The organism is Vibrio ulleungensis (assembly GCF_016900875.1).
GTDB lineage: Bacteria > Pseudomonadota > Gammaproteobacteria > Enterobacterales > Vibrionaceae > Vibrio > Vibrio ulleungensis.
The window spans coordinates 604,474-626,867 of record NZ_JAFEUM010000002.1 but is presented as its reverse complement, the minus strand read 5'-3'; the positions used below and the strand labels follow the sequence as shown (position 1 = coordinate 626,867).

General features: G+C 44.9%; 20 protein-coding genes. 4 read left to right on the top strand and 16 right to left on the bottom strand.

Going from position 1 to position 22,394, the window contains the following annotated elements; genetic code table 11:
• Window positions 1–39: 39 nt before the first annotated feature.
• The 4 genes from JQC93_RS07710 to JQC93_RS07695 all read left to right on the top strand — a co-directional run bounded on the left by JQC93_RS07710 (window position 40) and on the right by JQC93_RS07695 (window position 4,508).
• The gene (locus tag JQC93_RS07710) at window positions 40–519 is read left to right on the top strand and encodes a cytochrome c-type biogenesis protein (RefSeq protein ID WP_205158039.1); all 480 of its coding nucleotides are present in this window, start codon (window positions 40–42) and stop codon (window positions 517–519) included.
• Window positions 520–521: 2 nt separating this feature from the next.
• Window positions 522–1,730: a c-type cytochrome biogenesis protein CcmI gene (gene ccmI, locus JQC93_RS07705; protein WP_205157876.1), complete on the top strand. Its 1,209-nt coding sequence runs from the start codon at window positions 522–524 to the stop codon at window positions 1,728–1,730.
• Between the two features lie 259 nt (window positions 1,731–1,989).
• Window positions 1,990–2,766, top strand: a complete 777-nt coding sequence (locus tag JQC93_RS07700; protein WP_205157875.1) for an MlaA family lipoprotein — start codon at window positions 1,990–1,992, stop codon at window positions 2,764–2,766.
• A 350-nt stretch (window positions 2,767–3,116) separates the two neighbouring features.
• The gene (locus tag JQC93_RS07695) at window positions 3,117–4,508 is read left to right on the top strand and encodes an undecaprenyl-phosphate glucose phosphotransferase (protein ID WP_205157874.1); all 1,392 of its coding nucleotides are present in this window, start codon (window positions 3,117–3,119) and stop codon (window positions 4,506–4,508) included.
• A 163-nt stretch (window positions 4,509–4,671) separates the two neighbouring features.
• Here the strand turns inward: JQC93_RS07695 and JQC93_RS07690 are convergent, their stop codons facing one another.
• From JQC93_RS07690 to JQC93_RS07615, 16 genes are all read right to left on the bottom strand, one after another.
• Complete coding sequence (locus tag JQC93_RS07690) at window positions 4,672–5,733, bottom strand: glycoside hydrolase family 5 protein (protein ID WP_205157873.1); 1,062 nt, start codon at window positions 5,731–5,733, stop codon at window positions 4,672–4,674.
• Between the two features lie 57 nt (window positions 5,734–5,790).
• Window positions 5,791–6,240, bottom strand: a complete 450-nt coding sequence (locus JQC93_RS07685) for an arsenate reductase/protein-tyrosine-phosphatase family protein (protein ID WP_205157872.1) — start codon at window positions 6,238–6,240, stop codon at window positions 5,791–5,793.
• Window positions 6,241–6,430: 190 nt separating this feature from the next.
• A complete protein-coding gene (locus JQC93_RS07680; protein ID WP_205157871.1) occupies window positions 6,431–6,805 on the bottom strand; it encodes a VanZ family protein in 375 nt (124 codons plus the stop codon).
• A 105-nt stretch (window positions 6,806–6,910) separates the two neighbouring features.
• Window positions 6,911–8,347: a phosphomannomutase gene (locus tag JQC93_RS07675; protein WP_205157870.1), complete on the bottom strand. Its 1,437-nt coding sequence runs from the start codon at window positions 8,345–8,347 to the stop codon at window positions 6,911–6,913.
• Between the two features lies 1 nt (window position 8,348).
• Window positions 8,349–9,758 carry a mannose-1-phosphate guanylyltransferase/mannose-6-phosphate isomerase gene (locus JQC93_RS07670; RefSeq protein ID WP_084887191.1) on the bottom strand — a complete coding sequence of 470 codons (1,410 nt, stop codon included), beginning with the start codon at window positions 9,756–9,758 and terminating at the stop codon, window positions 8,349–8,351.
• Window positions 9,759–9,894: 136 nt separating this feature from the next.
• Window positions 9,895–10,698 carry a polysaccharide pyruvyl transferase family protein gene (locus tag JQC93_RS07665; RefSeq protein ID WP_205157869.1) on the bottom strand — a complete coding sequence of 268 codons (804 nt, stop codon included), beginning with the start codon at window positions 10,696–10,698 and terminating at the stop codon, window positions 9,895–9,897.
• Window positions 10,685–11,980 carry an oligosaccharide flippase family protein gene (locus JQC93_RS07660; protein WP_205157868.1) on the bottom strand — a complete coding sequence of 432 codons (1,296 nt, stop codon included), beginning with the start codon at window positions 11,978–11,980 and terminating at the stop codon, window positions 10,685–10,687. Before JQC93_RS07660 ends, JQC93_RS07665 begins: the two co-directional genes overlap by 14 nt.
• A 115-nt stretch (window positions 11,981–12,095) precedes the next feature.
• Window positions 12,096–13,103, bottom strand: a complete 1,008-nt coding sequence (locus tag JQC93_RS07655) for a glycosyltransferase family protein (protein WP_205157867.1) — start codon at window positions 13,101–13,103, stop codon at window positions 12,096–12,098.
• A 12-nt stretch (window positions 13,104–13,115) separates the two neighbouring features.
• Window positions 13,116–13,856 carry a WecB/TagA/CpsF family glycosyltransferase gene (locus tag JQC93_RS07650; protein WP_205157866.1) on the bottom strand — a complete coding sequence of 247 codons (741 nt, stop codon included), beginning with the start codon at window positions 13,854–13,856 and terminating at the stop codon, window positions 13,116–13,118.
• 1 nt (window position 13,857) lies between these two features.
• Window positions 13,858–14,853 carry an acyltransferase family protein gene (locus JQC93_RS07645; RefSeq protein WP_205157865.1) on the bottom strand — a complete coding sequence of 332 codons (996 nt, stop codon included), beginning with the start codon at window positions 14,851–14,853 and terminating at the stop codon, window positions 13,858–13,860.
• Window positions 14,828–15,961, bottom strand: a complete 1,134-nt coding sequence (locus JQC93_RS07640; RefSeq protein WP_205157864.1) for a hypothetical protein — start codon at window positions 15,959–15,961, stop codon at window positions 14,828–14,830. The genes JQC93_RS07645 and JQC93_RS07640 overlap by 26 nt, the downstream gene beginning before the upstream one ends.
• Before the next feature lie 100 nt (window positions 15,962–16,061).
• Window positions 16,062–17,165 (bottom strand): glycosyltransferase family 4 protein, encoded by a 1,104-nt coding sequence (locus JQC93_RS07635; protein WP_205157863.1) that lies wholly within the window; start codon window positions 17,163–17,165, stop codon window positions 16,062–16,064.
• Between the two features lie 22 nt (window positions 17,166–17,187).
• Complete coding sequence (locus tag JQC93_RS07630) at window positions 17,188–18,282, bottom strand: GumK N-terminal domain-containing glycosyltransferase (protein ID WP_205157862.1); 1,095 nt, start codon at window positions 18,280–18,282, stop codon at window positions 17,188–17,190.
• 136 nt (window positions 18,283–18,418) lie between these two features.
• Complete coding sequence (locus JQC93_RS07625) at window positions 18,419–20,608, bottom strand: GumC family protein (protein ID WP_205157861.1); 2,190 nt, start codon at window positions 20,606–20,608, stop codon at window positions 18,419–18,421.
• A 29-nt stretch (window positions 20,609–20,637) separates the two neighbouring features.
• Window positions 20,638–21,177, bottom strand: coding sequence for a polysaccharide biosynthesis/export family protein (locus JQC93_RS07620; protein ID WP_205157860.1), 540 nt, complete (start codon window positions 21,175–21,177; stop codon window positions 20,638–20,640).
• Window positions 21,178–21,187: 10 nt separating this feature from the next.
• A complete protein-coding gene (locus JQC93_RS07615) occupies window positions 21,188–22,390 on the bottom strand; it encodes an outer membrane beta-barrel protein (protein WP_205157859.1) in 1,203 nt (400 codons plus the stop codon).
• Window positions 22,391–22,394: the final 4 nt, after the last annotated feature.

The following is a 22,394-nucleotide window of genomic DNA, read 5'->3' as shown; positions in this document are numbered from 1 at the left end:
ATGAAATGTTTAACCAGCAAGTCTCTGTCTAGTCGCGGGATGTTTGTTAAGAGTCTATTTATTTTGTTGGCCGCTTTATCGACACTCACTGTGTCGGCAATTGCAACGGCGGCTATCGAAGTGTATGAGTTCGAGACACCAGAACAAGAAGAACAGTTTAAAGAGCTTGGCAACACGTTACGTTGTCCTAAATGCCAGAACAATACTATTGCTGATTCTAACGCACCGCTTGCTCAAGATTTGCGTCAGAAAGTCTACGAAATGACCTCTGAAGGAAAATCTAAGGGCGAAATCGTCGATTATATGGTTGCGCGCTATGGCAACTTTGTAACGTACAAACCGCCGTTTACCTTTGCCACCGCAATTTTATGGCTAGGACCATTCTTTATCGTTGTTGGCGGCGTAGGTTTAATGGTTCTGCGAAGCCGTAAACGCCCTATAGTAGAGTCAAATAATGATCTTTCTCACGATGAAAAAGAACGTCTTAAACAGTTACTCGAAGAAGAGGGAGAGAAGTAACCATGGTTGAATTTTGGTTAGCCGCAGGGGCCTTATTAGTTGTAAGTGCTCTGTTTGTGGTCACTCCCTTGCTTCGCAGCAGAGATAACACTGACGAGCAATTGCGTGATGAACTCAATAAGGCGATTTATAAGGACCGCTTAGCAGAGCTTGAAGTTGAATCGGTAGAAGGCATTGTTCAAGACAAAGCAGAACTCGAAACCGACCTCAAATTAGCGCTGCTAGACGATGTCCCTGCAAGTGAACAGTATGGCTCGACTCAGAAAGTGTCACCTATTGTGATCGTCGTGTCTCTAGCATTGCTGATCTTCGTGTCACTGTTTTGCTATCAGCGCTATGGTGCTTTGGACAAAGTCAATCAATGGCAAGAGGTGGCAAATCAACTGCCTCAACTAAGCCAACGATTGATGTCTCAAGATGCTGAGCCATTGACAGACAGTGAAATGAGAGATTTGATTTTGGCGTTACGTACTCGCTTACATCATACGCCACAAGATCAACAAGGTTGGTTGCTGTTAGGTCGCATAGGTCTAGCGGATCGCGATATTGATACCGCCATTGGTGCGATGAAGCGTGCCTACCGCTTAAGTCCCGATGACGAAGACATCCAATTAGGCTACGCACAAGCGTTGATGTTGTCTGGTGATGCTACCGACACGGAAATCGCTGAAGGCCTATTAATTGGGCTTGCTCAGCAGGAATATGTGGATTTGCGAGTGATCTCTTTGTTAGCGTTTAATGCATTTGAAAAGCAAGATTTCGCGGGTGCGGTGAAGTACTGGACAATGATGCAACAGATGATTGGTCCAGAAGACAGCCGTTACCCAATGCTGGAAAGCAGTATTCGCAAAGCTCGCGCTAACATGGGAGAGTCCATGGCCGATATGGTGGCAGTTGAAATCCGTGTCGCAGATGACGTGCCTGTTAACCCTAACGGTGTGCTGGTTGTCTCTGTTCATAGAGCCGATGGCTCGCCAATGCCTGTTGCAGCGGCAAGGTATAGCGTTGGCGCGTTCCCACGAACGTTAGTGCTGGATGATGGTAATAGTATGATGCAAGGTCAGAACCTTTCCGATCTGGATGCCTTTATTGTAAGAGCGCGCATTGACAGTGATGGTAACGTAGGAACACGAGAGGGTGATTGGTACGGTGAAAGCGCCGTCACTCAGAAAGGCGACCCTGTTAATTTGGTCATTTCTAACCAGTATTAATGTTGAGAAATTGGCGAACACAAAAGGCTGACACTTGTCAGCCTTTTTTAGTATGCTTGTACCAATTGAAGTAGTTAACTGGCCAGAAAAATGCGACGGATAAATCGCTGAGAACAAGATAAGGATGGCCGTAGGTATTTGTTCTACCTACAAAATCTTTAACGCCGTAATCAGTTGTTTTAACGAGCAAGAATGATCAGGTTTTTGCTTTGGTTAGTATCAAAACAGCCTCACAACAACTCGTTAAGGATTGACGGTTATGGCGACACTGAGCAAATTTGCGCACCATACGCACTCTAAATTACGTTTAGTGTGCGTATTACTGTTGCTGCTTATTTCTGGGTGTGCGTCCACAAGCAGCGTAGACGGTGAACCTCACCCCAATGACCCGTTGGAGCCGTTTAATCGCGCAATGTGGGCGTTTAACTACGATTTCCTAGATCCTTATCTGGTTCGCCCTGTTTCGCTGACTTATGGGTATGTCATGCCTAGTTTCGCGCGCTCGGGGGTGTCCAATTTTCTCGCCAATCTCGATGAGCCTGCCAGTGTGGTTAATAACTTAATCATGGGAAATGGGGATCTTGCCCTACTTCATTTAAATCGCTTTTGGGTGAACACTACATTTGGTGTAGCTGGCTTAATGGACGTTGCGAGCAGAGGTGGTTTAGTTAAAGAGGAGGAGAGGGTATTTAGTGATGCTATCGGACACTATGGTGTGGGTAATGGATGGTATTTAATGATCCCTGCCTACGGCCCGTTAACAACCCGAGAAGTGACTGACTATGCCGATAATTTATACCCACCATTGTCTTATCTTAATTTTTGGGCCAGTTTTGGTAAATGGCTATTAGAAGGGGTAGAGACCCGAATCGACTTGGTTGAACAAGAAGCGTTACTCGAAAACTCGCCCGATCCTTATGCACTTACACGGGATGTTTACCTGCAGCGTCGAGACTACCGTGCAGACATCACGCAAGACATTCCAGTTGATCAGCAAGAAGAAGATGATCTCGATGCTTACCTAGATGATTTGTAATATCGAGCTAACCACGCAAGACATTGAGCTGCACCACAACAGTGATAAGCGATCCAAACAGTGCGTGCAATAGACCTCTCACGACTCTTTCCAAACTAACTATGTGCTTCGTTGCGTATAAAAACTCTTAGTTATTTCAACAGTTAATAATTAGGCTGCCCAGCTTGATGCTCGATCTGGCGTATTAATTGCTGAATATATACTTGAGCGAAGGAAAGTGTAATAGCTCCTCGTTCGGTTAAACATCGCTGAGCTTTTAGTGAATAACCTAGCTAAGATGTATAGATTTGTATTTTCACTACAGATGATGTTTTTCACTCAGTAATTAATCACTAGGTGGAGCGTTTAACATGGAAATTAAAACCAACAGCACCGAATTTAGTTTTCTTTATCGCGCAGCAGATTGCGTAATTATTCTCTTATCACTCTATATATGTGCTAAAGCCCAATATGTTGAATTAACGAACGCTTATATTGTTATAGCGACTTATTCAGTGGTGCTTTTTTTACTTACGAGTGAAAGTGTTGGGTTATATCGTTCATGGCGAACGTCCAAGATGAGCGAGCAAATAATGACTCTATTGTGCAGTTGGGTCATGATGTTCGCAGCTATCTTACTGGTTAATTACGCTATTAGTTTTGATCTTACCTATTCTAATGCACTGCTTAAAGTGTGGTTTATATTTACCCCTATCTGCTTGGTTTTTTGGCGACTCATCATCATGTTGGCCAAAGAAAAAGCGCGAGATATGGGGTACAACCGCAGAACCGCCGTCATTATTGGAGTTACTGAAAATGGCTTGCAGCTAGCGCAAGAGCTGCGAGACAATCATCAGTTAGGCATCGATCTCGTGGGTTTCTATGACGATCGCCAACCAGACCGGTTGGACCAGCAACAGATGAATGCAACGTTAGAAGGCAATGCCGATGAGGCCTTAGAGTATGTCCGTGGCAACCATGTCGATCACGTTTATATCGCCATGCCAATGAGCGCGCAATCGCGCATCGCTCATTACTTAAAAGAGTTTTCTGATACGACCGCCAATACCTACGTCGTGCCTGACTTCTTTGTATTCAATCTGATCCAATCACGCATTAATGTGATTGGTAATGTACCGACATTAAGTGTCCACGATACCCCATTTTATGGCGGCACGGTGTGGTTAAAACGCTTACAAGACATCATCTTATCGAGCCTGATATTGGTGTTGATCAGTCCGGTGTTAGTCGCTGTTGCACTGGGTGTGAAACTCACGTCTGCCGGGCCTGTAATCTTCAAGCAGAAGCGTTATGGGTTGGATGGTCGACAAATTTCAGTTTGGAAGTTTCGTTCTATGACCACCATGGAGAATGGCAATGAAGTGAAACAGGCAACCAAGAATGACGCTAGAGTGACCCCATTTGGTGCGTTTATTCGCCGTACCTCTTTGGATGAGCTTCCTCAGTTTATCAATGTATTGCAAGGCAGAATGTCCATTGTCGGACCAAGGCCCCATGCCGTGGTGCACAACGAGCAATATCGAGTGATTGTGGATAGGTATATGCTTCGCCACAAAGTAAAACCTGGAATTACTGGACTAGCGCAAGTGAGCGGCTACCGTGGCGAAACTGACACGTTAGAAAAAATGGAAAAGCGTGTGGAGTATGATCTTCGCTACATCGATTCTTGGTCAACCTGGCTGGATCTAAAGATAATCTTTATGACGGTATTTAAAGGATTTGTGGGTAAGACGGCTTACTGAGGTGTTCTGATATTTGTTTAGCGCTACATTGTATGTAGCGCTATGTTGACTTTGATATTTACGGTTGCAGATAGTTAGAAAGCGGGGTTGATGAAGTGTTTATCGCATTGTATTTGTGTACCGAACTATTCAAGATCTTGTTCATTCAGTATTAACCCAAAAACTAGTTAAGCTGTTGGGTATATTGCTCCAACACAGCCATCTGTGGCTTATCTTGTCCTGATTTTGGTGAGATTGAAAAAGGATAGCTTCCCCACCAAGCCCCGGCAGCCCACCAAGTCCATCCTAGCCAAACGTCTTGATTGGCGTCAATGTATGCGAGAGTATTGTCCAATGCAGCCATACAAGTTGGGTTATCGGCAGCACCAAACTCACCTAGAAAGGCACGTTGTCCATGGTCTCGCATCCATTGGGTTACTTTAGCCAAGCGGCGGCTGCCAACTTCAGTATCGACACAATCAAAGGATGTGCCTGACGAGTTTGAGTCGAAGTATTGATGTATTTCAAAGGCAATGTTGTCTGCTGGATCGACGATGGTAGCCATAACGGTAGCGTTAGGTGTACCGTACCAATCACTGTACCAAGAGTGCCCACCGCTGTACCCATTGCCCGGAACCAAAATTAAGTGCTCGGATCCTGCATCACGAATAGCGGCAATTGCAACATTTGCCGCGTCTCTCCACTGTTCTGTCGGCATTCCATGGGGTTCGTTCATCAACCCTATGATGACCGCAGGGTTATGTTTGAAATGTGAAGCAAGTTTTCGCCACACATCTGCGAGGTCGTCAAAAGATACAGAGTCTCCGCCAACAACTTGCCCGTGATAACGAGCGTAATTGTGAATGTCGAGAATAACGCTAGTACCATTGGTAGTGGCGTAGTCAACAGCTGCTGTCAAACGTTGCAGTTCTGCTTGGTCTAAGTCTGATTTCAAACTGTGCTGGATCCGTTCCCATCGGAACGTTAGCCGGAAGACATTCATCCCTTTTTCAATGAAATAGTCCATCTCACTGGTCTTTGGGTAGATGTAGTTGTATCCATATCTTCCCGGAAGCTTATTGTTGCCAAATCCAGGGCCCGCTAAATTGACGCCATAATAGGTTCCATTTTTGTTTACCGGGGTAACCGCCTTAGTGGCGAGCCCTTTGGTTGATGAAAATCCAGTGGCAGGGAGGGTAATACTAAGTGATAGTGCAATACAGGCAGTAACATGAATGCGTTTCATGGGTAACTCCTAATAGCGCTAGTACTGCGGCTGTCTATTTAAAATTGGACAGCTCAACTAACTGGTTTTTAGCTTATCTTTCCAAGATAGAGTGGCACGATGTAAGTCGTGGTAACACCGTTCAAACGCCACGGTATCTTGATTAAATGGGTCATCAATGGCGCTTAATCCAATCCATTGTCCGACCAACAGAGTTTTGGCACCTAAAGTTGGCGCAGTCTCCAGAACTTGTTGTTGGTGGGTTGGGTTCATCACCAATATGAGGTCAAACTGTTCGGCAAGCTCAGCGGTCAACTGCTGCGCTCCGTGCTGCTCTAGGTTAAGTGAAAACTGTTTGGCGATGTCTATTGCTCCGACATCGGCAGGACGGCCTCCATAGCCTAAGGCATCCACTTTAATACCGGCAGAAGCAATATGTTTAGCTGGAAGGTGCTGTTTGAACAGTGCTTCAGCAAGAGGGGAGCGGCATACATTTGCGGTGCATACCAATAATATGGATTCAAACATATACGAAACTTTACCGAGTGTTGGTGGTGCTTATTAAATTTGAGCGCTGATGACTTTCGGGTGAGTCGTTGTAAACGCCACACAGAACGTACTAGCCTGCAGGTAACCCTGTTCTATTTAGGTACTCATAATGCGGTGAGTAAATAACGAGTTATTTGCACAGAAGACGACAATATTATACTCGCACGAACTATTCACCTTGCTTGACTTTCAACAGCCGATAACACCCAATGCCAATAATCAAACACGTAATGTTAAGTGTCAGATCTAGCCATGAGAATTGACGGGTTGCAATCAGAGCTTGTGAGCTCTCATCCAGCGTTACTAATACAAAAGGAAGCGCTAGCATGGTTAACTTTAGTGTCTCGTTCGTACGTTGCGATACCCAACCTGCTGTGGAAAAACCTAATAACAGGGCCACGGCGCAATGCAGCACAGAGGCGCCGCCTACGTTACGTTCAAACTCGCCAAACTGCAAAGCAATGAGCCCGCTGCTCTTAAGTAAAGACGCGCCACCACCGAGTACAATTATCAAAAAAACAAGGTGCTGATAACGTATCGCCACATCTTTACTCCTAACTTGTTGTGTCGGCCTCTATGCCATCCTATTGGGTTTGTTACTAGGACGCTGAATATCGCGCCTTAAGCGCAGCTTCACTGTTTCCCCTTACTATCTACGCTGATTTGATATTGCGGCTAACACCGCGTCCACTCGTTGCTGTGAGCTGTGTGATGACTCTGTTTCAACGTAACAACGTAACTCAGGCGCATTACCCGAAGGACGAAGATGCAGATAACTTTGATCGCTTAACTTCAGCCTCAAACCGTCAGTTTGATCAACATCGACAACCTGCAATTGAGCAAGGCCGACGGATTGCAAAAATGCAGTGGCGTCAGTAAGTGCTTGCTCAAGTAACTGAGTAGACACCTCTCGTTCGATACCTTGCAATCGATCGGCTGCAGTATACCGCTTGGGTAACGCCGCTATTTGCTCCTGAATGCTACTGTGTTCGACGTAAGACAGCAGTGCGATAACAGGCAGTACTGCGTCACGTGTCGGAAGAGCAGGTAGCACCTGTCCGTTGATAGTGAGTTCGCTTGCCAGCAAGAACCCGCCATTGGCTTCAAACCCCGCAACACAGCGGCTGGTTTGACACAGTGAATCAAAGGCTTCAATTACGTACGGTGAACCTATTTTGGTTCGCATTATCTGAGTAAATACGCCACATCCTTCAACACTGGTGTTGCAGCTCACTGGTAACGCGAGCGAATCGATGCCTAAGGCTTTCGCCGCCAACAGCCCTAAGATGTCACCGCGTAAATATTCGCCTGATTCATCCGAAAGAAGCGGCCGATCGCCATCTCCATCGGTTGAGAACACCGCATCCAATTGATGCTCGGTCACCCAGCGTTTTGCCTGTTCTATATCCTCAGCGGCGACCGCTTCTGTATCAATGGGTACGAACTCGTCACTTCGCCCTAACGATAAGGTGGTAGCACCTAGTCGTTCAAATAACGTCGCATATAAATCGCGACCGGCACTGGAGTGTTCATAGATGCCTATACGCTTGTTCTTCAGCGTATTATTTGCAAACAGTTTGGTATATCGTTCGATGTAGTATTGCGAGGCTGAGTGTGACGCTTTGGGCAGAGAATGTTGGTCTATCCCCGACAGCTCCGCTATGAGCGGTGCATCCAGCTGGTATTGGTTACCTATAATAGCTTGCTCGTCGGCCTTGCTGATTTCACCATCGGCGCGATAGAACTTGATGCCATTTCGATCAAACGGGATGTGGCTACCGGTGATCATAATGGATGGGATGTTAAGGCTCATCGCGTATGCGGCGAGAGCCGGCGTTGGCAATACACCGCAGTATTCGACCTGATACCCAAGCGACAGCGCGGCAAAAGCGCAATAGCTTGCAATAAGTGGGCTGCTTGGGCGATTATCGATACCGATTACAACCGACTTTGACTGTTGTGAAGTAAGAAATCCCAGCGTGAAGGCCGCACAAATTGGTGCGGTAAAATCACTAACCAGTCCACGGGCACCGCTGGTACCAAACGCAATGTTGCCTTGTTCAATTACCGTAGAAACTGTGGTCATGTTATTGTCGTCCATATTTATCGTCTAAGCGGATGATGTCATCTTCTTCTAAATAAGAGCCCGAACGAACCTCGATGAGCTCCAATGGGATTTGGCCTGGGTTTTCTAATGAATGGACTTCTCCAACAGGGATATAGGTTGATTGATTTTCGGTGAGCAGTACTTCTTCTTCACCGATGCGCACTTTGGCTGTTCCTGACACGACAACCCAATGCTCTGCTCGGTGATAATGCATTTGCACCGACAATTTTCCGCCTGGCTTAACCGATATGCGTTTCACCTGAAAGCGCTCACCATTGTCGATGGAATCAAATTTGCCCCAAGGGCGATATACTTCTCGGTGATGCTGCCATTCGCTGCGTTGCTCTGACTTAATGGTATCAACGATTTGTTTAACTTGCTGAACCTTGCTTTTGTCGGCAACCAATACTGCATCTTTGGTTTCTACCACAATGAGGTTGTCGACACCTACGGTCGCGATGAGTTTTTCCGTAGAGTGTAAGTAGGAGTTCGTTGTTTCTATGCTTAACACGTCGCCTTTGCTGGCATTAAGATGGTTATCATGCTCTGCTACTTCCCATAAGGCCGACCAACTTCCTACGTCACTCCAACCACAGTCTAGGGGGACTACGGCGGCTTTTTCTGTGTTTTCCATCACCGCGTAGTCGATGGACTCGTCTGGACAGGCTTCAAATGCAGCTTGATCAATGCGAACAAAATCTAGGTCCGCCGATGTATGCTGACAGGCGAGCTCACACGCTCGGTAAATGTCTGGACGATACTGCTTGAGTTCATTCAAATACTGAGCAGCTTTAAACAAAAACATGCCACTGTTCCACAGATAATTACCTGTTGCGACATAGTCTTGTGCGGTGGCAAGGTCGGGTTTTTCAACAAAGCTATCAACCATATAGCTGTTACTACCCTTTATTGGCTGACCTTGTTTAATGTAACCATAGCCTGTTTCTGGAGTCGTAGGAACAATACCAAAAGTAACGAGAACGTTCTGTTCAGCCAAAGGCATGGCAGACTCGATCGCACTGACAAACGCTTTAGGATCTTTGATGATGTGATCTGCGGCAAGCACCAATAAAGTTGCTTCTGAGTCTTCTTCAACCGCCCGAAACGCAGCTAGCGCTACGGCTGGCGCAGTATTACGTCCTACGGGCTCCAAAATTATATCGTTCTGTGTGTGGCCGTGAAGACGCAATTGCTCTGCAACCGTAAAACGATGATCTTCATTGCAAATGACCATTGGACTACCGTGTTGCAAGGTATTCAACCTCGCCAAAGTATCTTGAAGCATGGTGTTATCGCCTTGCAGATTTAAAAACTGCTTAGGGTAGGCTTGGCGCGAAAGGGGCCACAGTCGAGAACCTGAACCGCCGGCCATAATGACGGGAATTATCATAACTGTCCTTGATTATCTGAGTTTAAATCCATTTTGAAGAGCGCGTTGGTTCGAACAAAGTCACTTTCAGTATAGTCAATCAACATGTGATTGTTTGAGCCCAATATGAGACACAATCATATTGATAATTAAAGATTTACCACTGCTCAATTGGAAACGCTTCGAGCAATACACGCTGTCGCTCACTTAACTTATCAATCGGTTTGTTGTTGATGGAGAGCGCCTCTTCCATCGAAGAAGCAAACGCGTACTCGCCTTCTTGGCGACCCGTGCCCAGGTAGTAATCGTGGTATTTAAAGTCATGTTCGCCATTACCGCTTTTAAAGTAGACAGCAGGGATACCGTAGGCCTCGGCGAGAATGACACCGTGTAGTGAACTTGAGACTACTCGCTTGGCGTTAACGATCGCTTGAATAAATTGATATGGATGACAATCTGGAGATAAAAACCGAGTACCTTCGCTCACCAGTTCATCGTATCGGTCGTTACCTTCATTAAAGTGACGAATAAGCAGTACATCGCAAGATTCTGGTTGGCTTTGCATCCACTGTTTATTGTAAAAAAGTGGTGCCAATATTCCAGGGTCGCCGAAAACGTCTGGGCAACTGATCCCTCTGTTTTCTAGAAACTCTTTAGTGAGTGGGCCCCTAACAGCTCTAACATCCAAAGATGAAAATGTATGGACTTTAGGATCGATTTTGCCGTTAATCCCAGAGCCCCACACGGTATCGCCGTCATTACCGAAATGCATAATGGATCCAATACCAAGCAGCTTGCCAGCCGCTTGTCGTTCTACAAGGACCTTTCCATGCATTTTCAAAACGGAGGTGACCAACTCATATGATAGATGGTCGCCAACATTTATACGCCCGTCCTTAGGCTCCCACCAAAACAGGCGCTTTTTCTCAAAGTAATTGATGAGTGATTTACTTGATATCATGGGCTAGCTTTTTCCAAAAGTGAATAGAGAATAATTGTTTAATAGATTGTATTTTCAAAGTGACATTAAACCGTGTCTTACGGTGAAGAATTTCAAAAATAAAAACGTTAAAGAATGATGTGACAATCAAAGCGACTGCAATACCCTCAAGACCCATTCTATTCGTCAATAGATGACCTAAAGTGAACATTACTGCGCAGGAAAGGAAGTTTCTTATTAATGCGAGGTGTTCTATTTTTTGCACTGAATAATAAATCCCACCAACGTTAGAAAGGAATAACATTGGTAGAGAAATAGCGAGTAGCTCCAGTATCGCAATACTCTCGCTATACTCTTCACCTAACGTAAATCGAATTATATGCCCGCCTAACGCATACATAAATATGGCTAAACAGATAGAAACAACAATAGAAATTATATAAATCGTGGTGATTGACTCGAGTTTTTCGGCTTTGTTTTCGTTCGAAATCATTGGTAATAAGAAAGAATTAATCATGCCAAGCAATGAGATGATCTGTTCAATAAACTTATATGCGGCTACATAAATACCCAGCGCATAAAAACCAAACTTTGCTTCCACGATCAATTGATCGAGTTTGTTGTAGTAGGTGAGCAAGATAAGCGACATAAACAGATAGAGCGCGCGATAACTATTGCTGTAATTGAGTTTTTTAACCCGGGACTTAATTGGGGTGAAAAACAGCTTCATGTCACGTACAAGGTTTTCCTCCGACAGCATTAAATAACCAATTAGCTTGATGATACTTACTGTGACGTGGATAAGAACAACATGGAAAATCATATTGTCCGATACGTAAAAAACAGCGATTTTGCTAAAGGAGCTTATGCTCTCAATCACAATGTGAAACAACGAAATCTGTTTGATTTTGAGTTTGGATTGACAAATATAGAAATAGCTTTGGATAGGTTGAAGCAGTGTGAGTACTGCAATAGTAACCAATTGATAATCCGGGATACTGCCTCGCAGGTAATATGAAATTATTGCGGTCGATGGAATGAGAAGCAAAAACTTAGTCTTAAGCAAGTAGTTGAAAAACTGACGTTTATAGGCGCTATCACGCATGCTTAAGTAGACACGGCGAAAACCCAAATCTGACAGAGTAAAAATTAAGTACACGATCAGGTAGTAGTAACTGAGCGCACCAAAACCTTCACCACCGAGTGCTCGTATGATCAAAATGTTAGAGATAAACGCCAGCAAGGTGAGCACGATTTTTTCGACGAAAACCCAAACCAGTTTGACAATGTTTTCTTTTTTCATGCTTTTCTCAGTGACAACGTGTGAATACTAAAAAGTCTCAACACACTATGAGCGCAATACGTGCACAGGCTGTTTACCATCGAGTTACTCGAGATAATGGGGGATTGTTTACGGCTCATAGCGATCTTCCGTTAGAGCCAGAGATAGCTTGTTCAAACCCTAAGAAGACTTGTTGATCCGAGTAGCACTCGTATGCCTGTTCTATCAGTTGATTGGCGCAAACGCTCGCTTGTAGAGCATGGTTCAGTTGTGGCTCCAAAGGCTCACCTCGAAGCAATAGGTGGCAAAATGGATGTTTGTCCGCCATGTTTCGAGCAAAGGCGTTATCCGACATAAGCAGATTGCATCCGTAAGTGATGGCATGATAAAACGCGCCCGAGACGATCATCGAGTCTTCACTGTGCGGCAAAATGGCATATCGAGTTCGTTGCAATAGTGCGTTCAGCTCTTCATCCGGTATGAATCTGTCGTCCCAAATGATGTTTAAGTTTCGGCGCTGTATGACGCTATTCAGCTCGTCGCGTAGCTCCTGAGATTCGGCTTTCCCCACCAACGTTAAAGCGATACTTTGTGGCCAAATTTCGAACAGTGAAGTGAGGTTTTTGTACTTTTTGACCTGGCCAAAGATAAGAAAATCGATGTCCCTGCGGTGATTGTGTTCGATGTATGGCTCTCGCAAATATAAAGGGTGGGGGACAACAATAGAGTTTACGTCTTCTACGCGATCGTGAGTAATGGTAGTGGTGGATAGGTGACTCAATAGATAGGTAATCCATGCGGTCAGTCTTTTGGCTAGAGCGTCTTGGCTGTCGTGCGGCTTATGGTTATGTTTCACCCATACTATTGTTGAACAAATAAGCTTTAGGTAAAGCAAAATGGCCACGCATTTTATAAAGCCCAAAACAGGTGCTCTAGAGTGGCTTACCTTAGACTCAAACCAATTTAAAATGGCCACCGTATTGCGCCGCTTTAGGCTGAACGGCTTGGCCAAAGCAGCGCTAATACTGATCACATCATGTCGTTGCGCCAGAAGACCCGAGACAATACGAATGTACTGATTGTTCTCAGCCGAAATCGGGTCCATGATGATGGTTTTATTGATACTGCTAACAGATGAATCCATGGTGTTCCTTACCTATCGGTTAAACGCAGTCTGCGTCTTCAGCGCCAACAAGTGTGAGAAGAATACGGGAATGCCAATAACGTAACGCCGAAACATCCTTTTAGGCTCGCTGCCCAGTCGATAGGCCCACTCTAATCCGGTTTTCCTAAAGAATGACGGTGCTCGTTTTACTTTGTTGGCCTGAAAATCCAGCACAGCGCCACCGCAAATCACTACGGTGCGAGATAGGTTCAGTTTTTTAATCTCGCTGGCCAATTGCTCTTGTTTGGGCATCCCCATCGCCAAAATCACGAGATTGAGCTGGCCATCGCTGTGATGCCTCTGAAACAGCGATACATAGTGATCAATTGTCTCAAAGCCGTGATGCTTAACGCTACACAGCTCATCGAGTCCCAAATTGGAAACCCCTTTACTTAACCAAGGGTCTTCAGTACCAAAAGCCATGACATTGAGGGGTTGCTGTTGTGCTTTAGCCACAATACGTGGAATCAAATCGGTGCCATTCATATTGTTACCCGGTGGTCGTTCAAACAGGCTCATCGCCATTTTCATCCCTATTCCGTCGCGCAGCAAAACGTCTAGGTCCATGAAATTGTTGAGCAGAGCGGGGTCAGAGCAAAGGTTAAATCCGTGCTGATTGACAAAACCAAGGGTTAACGTTGCGTGCTGGCTCAATACCGATTCAATCAGCTGCTCTTCATCGGATACGGATTGGATTTTAGTGATCATATCGAGGTTATCGTAGCGTTTCATATTAGCTTGCCGTTTTTAAAAATGGACTGTTGAACAGGGAGTTAAATCTGAGTGAGTTGGACAGTTTGTACAAGATTATGGGTCCAGCAATACCGACGACGGTACCCACCACAATGTGCAGCCAGGGTTGGTCGATACCCAGTTTGATAAGTACGATCCGCAGCCCGCTAGCAAAGACAATGTGAGCCAAATAAATCGGCATTGACAGTTCCCCTAATTGGGTCCAGAACGTCTGTTTGGTATGACTGAGAAACCCAGCGACTTGCAACACAAGCACAATCGAACTGACCGCAGTAGAGTAATGAACAAACGGCATGAACCATGACTCGCTATGAATCCAGTAAAGTCTTGTGGTTTGCAGCAGTGTTACCACAACTAGCGACAGAAGTATGGCGGAGCGTGAGTGAAAATGAGTGGTCTTAGTGATCAGTGCTGGGAACAGAGCACCGAACAGGAAAAATACCAAGTTATCTTTGATATAGAGGTACAGATAATAGATCTGCGATTCAAATTCGACAGGAAAGCAATAAAGTAATATAGCGACAAAAAATAGGATAATTGGATTGCGTGGATGAGCATTCGCCGCAACGATGTAGACCACGGAAAACAACATTAAAACATATAAAAACCAAAAGTGAGCTCGTGGAAGCCAGACGACAAATACCCGCCATAACTCGACGTTGCCATTGGTGTAGTTGCTCATTGCAAACTCAATAAAGCCTTGAATCAACATCCATATTAGGTATGGGTACATCAGTGTGTGGAGCTTGCTGGTAATTAATGTTGATGCTGAGCGTTTGGCCACACTTTTAGCCATAAAGTAGCCCGATATTACAAAAAATAACGGCATGTGAAAGCTATAAACTATGGGGTCGAGATAGTCGAAGTAGGGGACATCAATAGCAGCGTTATCTAATCCTCGCAGGACGTGCCCAAACACGACCAATAGGATGCCAATGCCCTTACAGATATCAAAGGTTGTTAGACGTGTTTGCATAGTACGGTCTACTTTGTTGAGATTTAATGAGGCCGAACCCCATCCATAGGATAGGAGACGTTTTCATTGAATAGATGGCATTGCCACCGATAAGCAAATTGAGTGAAATGTAGAAGATGAGCAAGGTCGAATAGATGATGGCCCTGTCGCTTTGATTGGTTAAAAATGCATGAATGAAAAAAATGAACATTGCAGCAAGTAATATTGTGTTAGAGGCCAATAAGTACGCGTATCCACTGTCCCAGTACTCATTAAGGTTAGCGTAACCAAACCCTAAAACTTCCATCACCTCCAGCTCGTAAAAGTGAGACATGCCCAGACTAATACGCCCGACAAAGTTATCGCCGGTATATTGAAAATCGTTTTGGTAAGCAATAAACGTCGCCAATAGCACAATGCTTGCCATCAATGTGTTTTTGATACTGACAACCGTTTTGGGATTGGAAAAAGTCAGAAACCGGATAGCAAAGCAGACCACAAGAAGGGCGCTTGCCGTTCTACTGTTGTTGGTTAATACAATGAAGACAAGTGTAAAAAGGATAATGTAGCGATGATTTTTGTTAAATGTATCCCAAAACGCGACCAAGTAAATGGCAACAACTGAGCAGTAATTGGCGAGTGAAACCTGCTCCAAAAATATCGACGACGTGCGATGAGAGGAGAAAAAACCAAAGTTAAATCGCCCTTCGATAGCCAAAGAGTTACCAAATAACCCCAACTCGTTAAAGCTTTTAATCTCCATTCCTCGAGTGCTCAAATAGTATTGAGCTGGCTCAAAAATGGTCACATAAGTAGTAACGCTAATCGTCTCAATCAACAATACAACCAGCACTAAAACCGTGGTGTAGAGTACCAATTTGTTCAGTGTTTCGATGTCGACCCTCATGCCAAGTAAAGTAAAGGTCGAAATAATGAGGAAGTTCCGGATCGCCTCAATAGGAATCGCGCCATTTGCGACATAAATAAGGGCGCTCGACAACACTATGGAAACCATCAATAGGTAAGGCAGAATTTCATCTTTATTGGGCTTTTCTATAAAGGCCAATCCCAATCCAGCACCAATGATAAGCAGTTCGATGATCACGCTGTGATTGCGACTTACACTCATAGCATGAGCGTTAAGAATGGCAAGCACCCCATTGTAAACAATGGCAAGCATCGCTAACGCAAAAATAAGGGTGACTTTACTCGTCCTTGAGTGCATCTGGTTAAGAGTGTGTTGACAGGGTTGAGTAGACTTGGGTGAAGTCAGCGGATTTTTTACTAAAACTGTAGAGCTGCGATTGTGCAATGCAACGAGATTTCTCTCCTACTAAGTCATCAAAGTTAATGCTTTTAATAAATTCATTGACACTGACTGTACTGTTAAAGTCAATCAGCATGCCGCATTGAGTTTTATTGTTAATGGTGACAAAACTGTCAATGTTGGACATGAGCGGAATAAGCCCCCCGGCCATGCTCTCAATGATGGTCATGCCAAACCCTTCATATTCAGAAGCGCTTGCAATGAATGACGATTGAGAAACGACTTGGGCGAGCTCGTCTTCACTCGCTTCGATAACAAATTCCACTTTCGACACTAAATCCAAGTCTATGACTTGCTGCTTTAACTTGTGGTAATTGTTGTCCCAATCTTTTCCTGCAATCACTAACTTAAATTGGTTATCAAGCTGATTGAGCTGCGAAAACCACTGAATTAACAAGTCGACTCTTTTATTGTCAGAAAAACGACCAATAAACAGAATCTGCTTGTTGGTTGAGTCGTTTTTAAACTTGGCAAACTTTTCAGTGTTAACACCATTTTCAATCAGCAGTGTTTTGTGTGGATAGAGGCGTTCAAAAATCTTGTGATCGTTCGAGCTGCACGTAATGACTTGGTCGACAGAGCGAAGTGAGAAACGGGTGACCGTATTAAAAAATAGCTTTTTAAGATTGGCGGCAAATTTAGTATGAAAGAATCCACCATGGGTCGATAAAACTATGGGGGTTTTTAAGCGGAATTTATTGAGACTGATGTAATCAATAAAAAAATCTACAGCGTGAACGTGTATTACATCTACGTCGTTAAGGTGCTTGAGCACTGAGGGCGCAATGGGATAGCGATGACTGCCCACAAAAGGAATGCGCACTATGTCCAAACCAAACACACGTTCTTCGGCGTCGAGCGATTGGTTGGTGTCGTAGCGTCTGTTAAGTGTGACAACTTTAACGTCCATACCTTGCTTAACTTGCTCTTTCGCTAAATCGAGGACGAAATTTTCTAAGCCACCAATGGCGGGGTAAAACTGTCTAACAACGTGGGCAATTCGCATGAATATTTTACTCTCTTCAACGTTAAGAAAGGGCGTTGGATAACTCTAAAAGTTGAGTTGCCTTAGTCGACCAGCAGTGCCGCTTTAGCTGTGCCTTATCGCGCTCAACACGGGTGTTTGGTGTTAGGTTGGCTATACGCTCAATAAACTGTGCTGGCGATTGATAACACAACACCCCTGGCATGCCTGCATCGTCAAAGTAATCGGGGACGATCATTGGCTTGTTGGTGGCGGCGTACTCAAAAAACTTCATTGGACTGCGGCCTTTATTATTGGTGGTAAACGTAAAGGGCATAATTAACGCATCGTAGTGGGATAAAATGGTTGGTAAGACTTCATAGTCAACAGCCCCTTTATGCTTAAGGTTTGGCAGCGTAATATCCAATGTGTGCTGTAAATCTGGAGAGTGAATGCAGAACTCGACGTCCGGTAAAGCTTTTGCCGCGCTATTAATTAATTGAGTGTCAAACCGCGCATCTAGGCTACCGACATAACCAACCTTCACGATAGAGCTGGAGTCACTGTCTGATTCATTAAGGGTGAAGTTGGCAAAATGGTTGAAGTCGAACCCGTTATTGAGCACGCTGGCTTGCTGGTCATTTAATTGGTGGAACTTAACAATGGCTTCGCTGGTGGCCACAACATGATCGGCTTGCTCTATCAGCTTTTGTTCGACCTGTTTGTATGCTGCCCCTTTGGGCATTTCTGTATAAATATCGGTGGGGCGATAAATCACTTTACGACAGTCTAAATGTTGAATCGCCTTTTGAAACACAGGATCATCAACGAAGCAGACATCAAAGTGTGGAATATTGTTTTCTTCAGCAAGTTGACTGATTGCTTTAGCGAGTGTTCGAGAATGTGAAGCGTAGCTAAAGCCCATAGTATGCCATTTACTTGGTAGCCAACCACCCACTTGAAATTGCCACAAATTAGGCTCAATTTCTCCCGATAAAAACGCCTCTCTAGGCCCACGCTTGAATTGGTGCAACTGCGACCATGGGTGAGGAATGTGCATGACCTTGTGCCCTTGCTTTGCCAATTGCTTCGCAAGGTGATGGCTGCCCACCACGTATTTATTTCCAATGAATGTGTGACTTAAAAATAGAATATTCATAGTTAATCTTTAACGCCTACGGTGTCCATGTTGGGATCAGATTGAGTGAAGCTGGTGCTGTTTGGCGATGCTGTGATCCTTCAAAGCATTGACATAACCGAGCGCTCATACGCTTGTTATGCAACCAAAGCTGTATCTATCGCGAATAGTTGTAATAGTAATCTTCTGTTCTTGCGTCGTTGGCTAACGTTGCGTTAAGTACGGTGCCACTCAGTTTAATTTTGTGGCGATGCAACTGATCGATCACAAACTGGACCGTCTCTGTTTTGGTGCTGTTTGCTTTGACCACTAAGGTTACATGACCTATTAAGCTACCCACGATTAACGTATCGCTTATGGATGACATAGGGGGCGTGTCGATAATAATACGGTCGAATTGGGTCAGTGCTGTGTCGATAAACTGCTTAAACTTGGCGTCGTTTAGGGTTTGTTGAGGCGATGCGGTAGCAATGCCTGAGACCGCGATGCTTAGGTTGTGATCAACCTCTTCAACAATACACTCTTCAAATGCTGCATCGGCATGGATGTAATTGGTTATGCCTAATTGTGAGCGAGAGACATCGAAGCATTTGTAAATTGAAGGCTTACGTAAATCAGTATCTATCAGTAATACTTTTTCAAACTTAGCAAATGATCGAGCCAGCTGGATTGCCGATGACGTTTTGCCTTCATTGGGCAGCGATGAGGAGATCACTGTGACGTTGCTATAATGGTCTTGATTCTGGTTTATGATCATTGCGGTGCGTAGTGAGTCGACTTTTTCGGTGTAAATTTCATAGAGCACGGCTTTAGTTTTGCCTTGCTTGGTAATGGGGTAATTCTTCTTATGACCTTTCACTTTTGGTAATGCAACCAGTGGCAAAATACCGAGTTTTTCTTGGAAGTCTTGCATATTGGTGATGGTTTTTCGGAAGGTATCGAGCACGATGACAAGCAAACACGCCCCAAATAGGCTGGCAATAAAGGCGACCGCGACTATTTTTGAGCGAGATGGCTTATATGGAGAGGACGGCACCAAGGCTAAGTCACTGATTCGGGCGTCTGCAGTACTAAAATCGGCAGTTGCGTTGGTCTCTTTTTGACGCGTTAAGAACAGGTCATAAATATTGGCGTTCGTATCCACTTCACGTTTAAGCGAGTCGTATTGCCCCTTTACAAGGCTAACCGACTGAAGCTCCGACTTTTTGCTGTTGAGCTCTTGTTTCAACAGTTGTTCGCGAGATTGAGTGGTTTTAAGATCGCTTTCTAACCCTTGCAGTACTTTATTGACGACATTGTTGCTGCGCTGCTTAGCTGACGCCAGCTGTGCTTGCGCTTGGATCATTTTGTCGTGTTTAGGGCCGTAGCGTTTCGAGAGTTGCGCTAAGTTGCGTTCAGCTTCACTTTCGGCTGAGCGAACTTCTCTAATTTGAGGGTGATTATTGATAGCAGAAATAGTGGTTAAATCTCCACCTTGGTTATCTTTTAGCGCGTTATACAGAGATTGGGCTTGAATACGAGCTTCAGTGGCGTTGGCCAGTTGATTCGTCAAGTTGGCCAACTCATTACTGGCAAGCGCTTCAATGCCACTGTTATCGATAAGCTCTTGTTGCTGTAAAAAGTTATTGAGTGCTTGTTCAGACGCTTCCAGTTTTTGTCGCAATTCGGCAAGTTGCTCGTTGATCCACGAGGTGGCTTGCTCTGTTGCCAGCAGTTTCGAATCTAAGTTACTTTCTATGTAGGCTTGGCCTACTTGATTGGCGATGTTCGCAGCCATATGCGGTGATTCTGACTCAAAGGCTATTTTGACCAGCTGCGTTTTTGGGATGGGTATGATGGTCAGCTTAGATTTAAACGTCGACAATGCAGAGCGAAACGCTCTTTCTTCCAATTGAGCTGCTGTGGGCTGGGTTGTTTCTTTAGCAAAATAGTCTTGCGCCAACGGCAGTTGTTTGACTTGCTCTTTGAGGCGGTCGAGTAGGTTAGGCTCTTTAAGTATTAACGCGGGATTAAATTCTGGATGCTCAGTGAGGTTGAGGGCATCGATGACTTTGCGTGCAACAACGTTGGATCGCATGATCTCATACTGGGTTTGATAATAGCCATCAGCGCTAGTATCGAGCCCCACCACCGCTTCGATGGATACAGTATTGTTTTGCGACGACTCAATAAACAGAGTGGATACAGCTCGATAAGTGGGCGTTATAGAGAGTGCGCCCATCACAGCAATACCGGTGCACAATGCAGTAAACAGCGAAATCTTGAACCAGTGCTTTGCCAGTAAAGACACATAGTAGAGAGGGTCGAGCGCGAGAGGGCGCTGCATTGCTGGATTAGATATAGTCATATTCTCGTATTCGTCGCCTGCGTGAAAATCTAGAAAAAACTTTGTTCAATCACAATGATGTCACCAGGATTAATTCTGGCCGACAGCGCTGCTTTGATTTTTGTATTAACGTCATTTGAGCGGGTAATGTAGATTTTTTTACGTGCTGCTCTATCGGTAAAACCGCCTGCGAGCGCGATGGCTTTATCGACAGTTAGACCAGGTTGAAACTCGTAGCCGCCAGGTTGTTTAACCTCACCATTGACATAGATGTTGCGATAGCCCACAACGCTCACCCTCACCTTTGGCGAGACTAAATAGTCTCCCTTTAGACCTTTGATGATCTCTAGCTTGAGTTGCTCGGGTGTTTTGTTTATGGCCGTCAGTTGGCCTAAATAGGGGTAGTTAAATCGTCCGCTGCTACTTATGAGAAGGCCACTGATAGACAGTTCTTGCTCATCGTAGACAACAATCTCAATGCGATCCCCTGCACCAATTTTGTAGGTTGAATCGGACTCTTCGGCGGCTGTGACAGCCGTTGCCATTAGGCTAAGAGAGAATAGGATAAAAACAGAAAATAGTTTGCTCATAAATTATCTATCAAAATGCAAAGTTAGCGTTGAGGGACCAAACGTTCTGGTTGTAAGTGTATCCAACAGAATTGGAGTCGTTATCTTCACCGCGCCAACCCGCAACAAGGTCCACACGTTCATACAGCTCGTAACCCAGTTTTATTGAGGCGCTGGAAGTGTCATCGGTTCGCGTTACGCTGTTGTAATCTTTGCGGCTATAACTTAAACCCAAATTACTGTAAATATTTGCCAACCAGTAGTGTTTCCACTGGGCGCTGATTCGGCTCGCATCCAGATCGCCTTCTTCTGTATCCGCGTCTTCGTTTCGTAACCCACCGTCAATGGTAATTGTGGAGTATTCCAGAGGTTGCCACTCAACGGTGAGGTCCCAACTAAAGTTGTCGCTCCCTTCGCGAGAGCTGTCGTCGTACTTTTTGTCTTGGATACCCAATCGCAATTTACCGTTCGTTTTACCGGTTATGTCCCACACGGCACCGGTTAAATAGTAAATCTCGTTGTAGTTTTGAGAGTCGCCACTGCGACTGTTTTTGGTGTATTGGCGGTTGTTGTAATCCAACTGAAAAAGCAATTGGGTAGCGGGCAGCACTTGGACATAAAATGCACCGTCAGCGCCAATTTGCTGATAATCTTCAAAGGTTGTGTCTAGAACGTCACTGCCGCGATAATTGGTGTAAGTTCGGTCTTCAAAATCGAGTGTAGCTTCGATTCGGCCCTTGGCGTTGTCAGAGCCAAATATGTACGTTGCGTCGGCGACATGGGTTTTGTACTCAACAGGAGTCGTTAAGTTTGCAACTAACGCATCACCTGATGCGATGCCGCTGCCTCGAGCATCATGTTGGGTGAGAAATGCATAGTTAAACCCTAAGGCATGTCGCGTGGTAAATCGCACTAAATTATTGGTCGCAAAGGTATGATCAACGTAATTATCGTCACTGGTGTTTGAGTGAAAGCCCGCGTCAAGTTGATAGGCGACTCTATAACGATTACCGTTGCGGTCCGACTCTATTGCCACTCCAGGTTTTACATCGAAGATAGTCGATGATTGTGCGTCACTGGTGCGGGTATAGTTGTCGTTATAACGCAAACCACTTTCCAAAATGGGAATGATGGTCAAGCCATTTTCGGTGGTGTATCCATTGCTTTCTAACGCCAATACGTGCGATGTGCTCATTGCTGCAACGATGGCAAGGAAAACTCTACAGTGCTTCATGCGT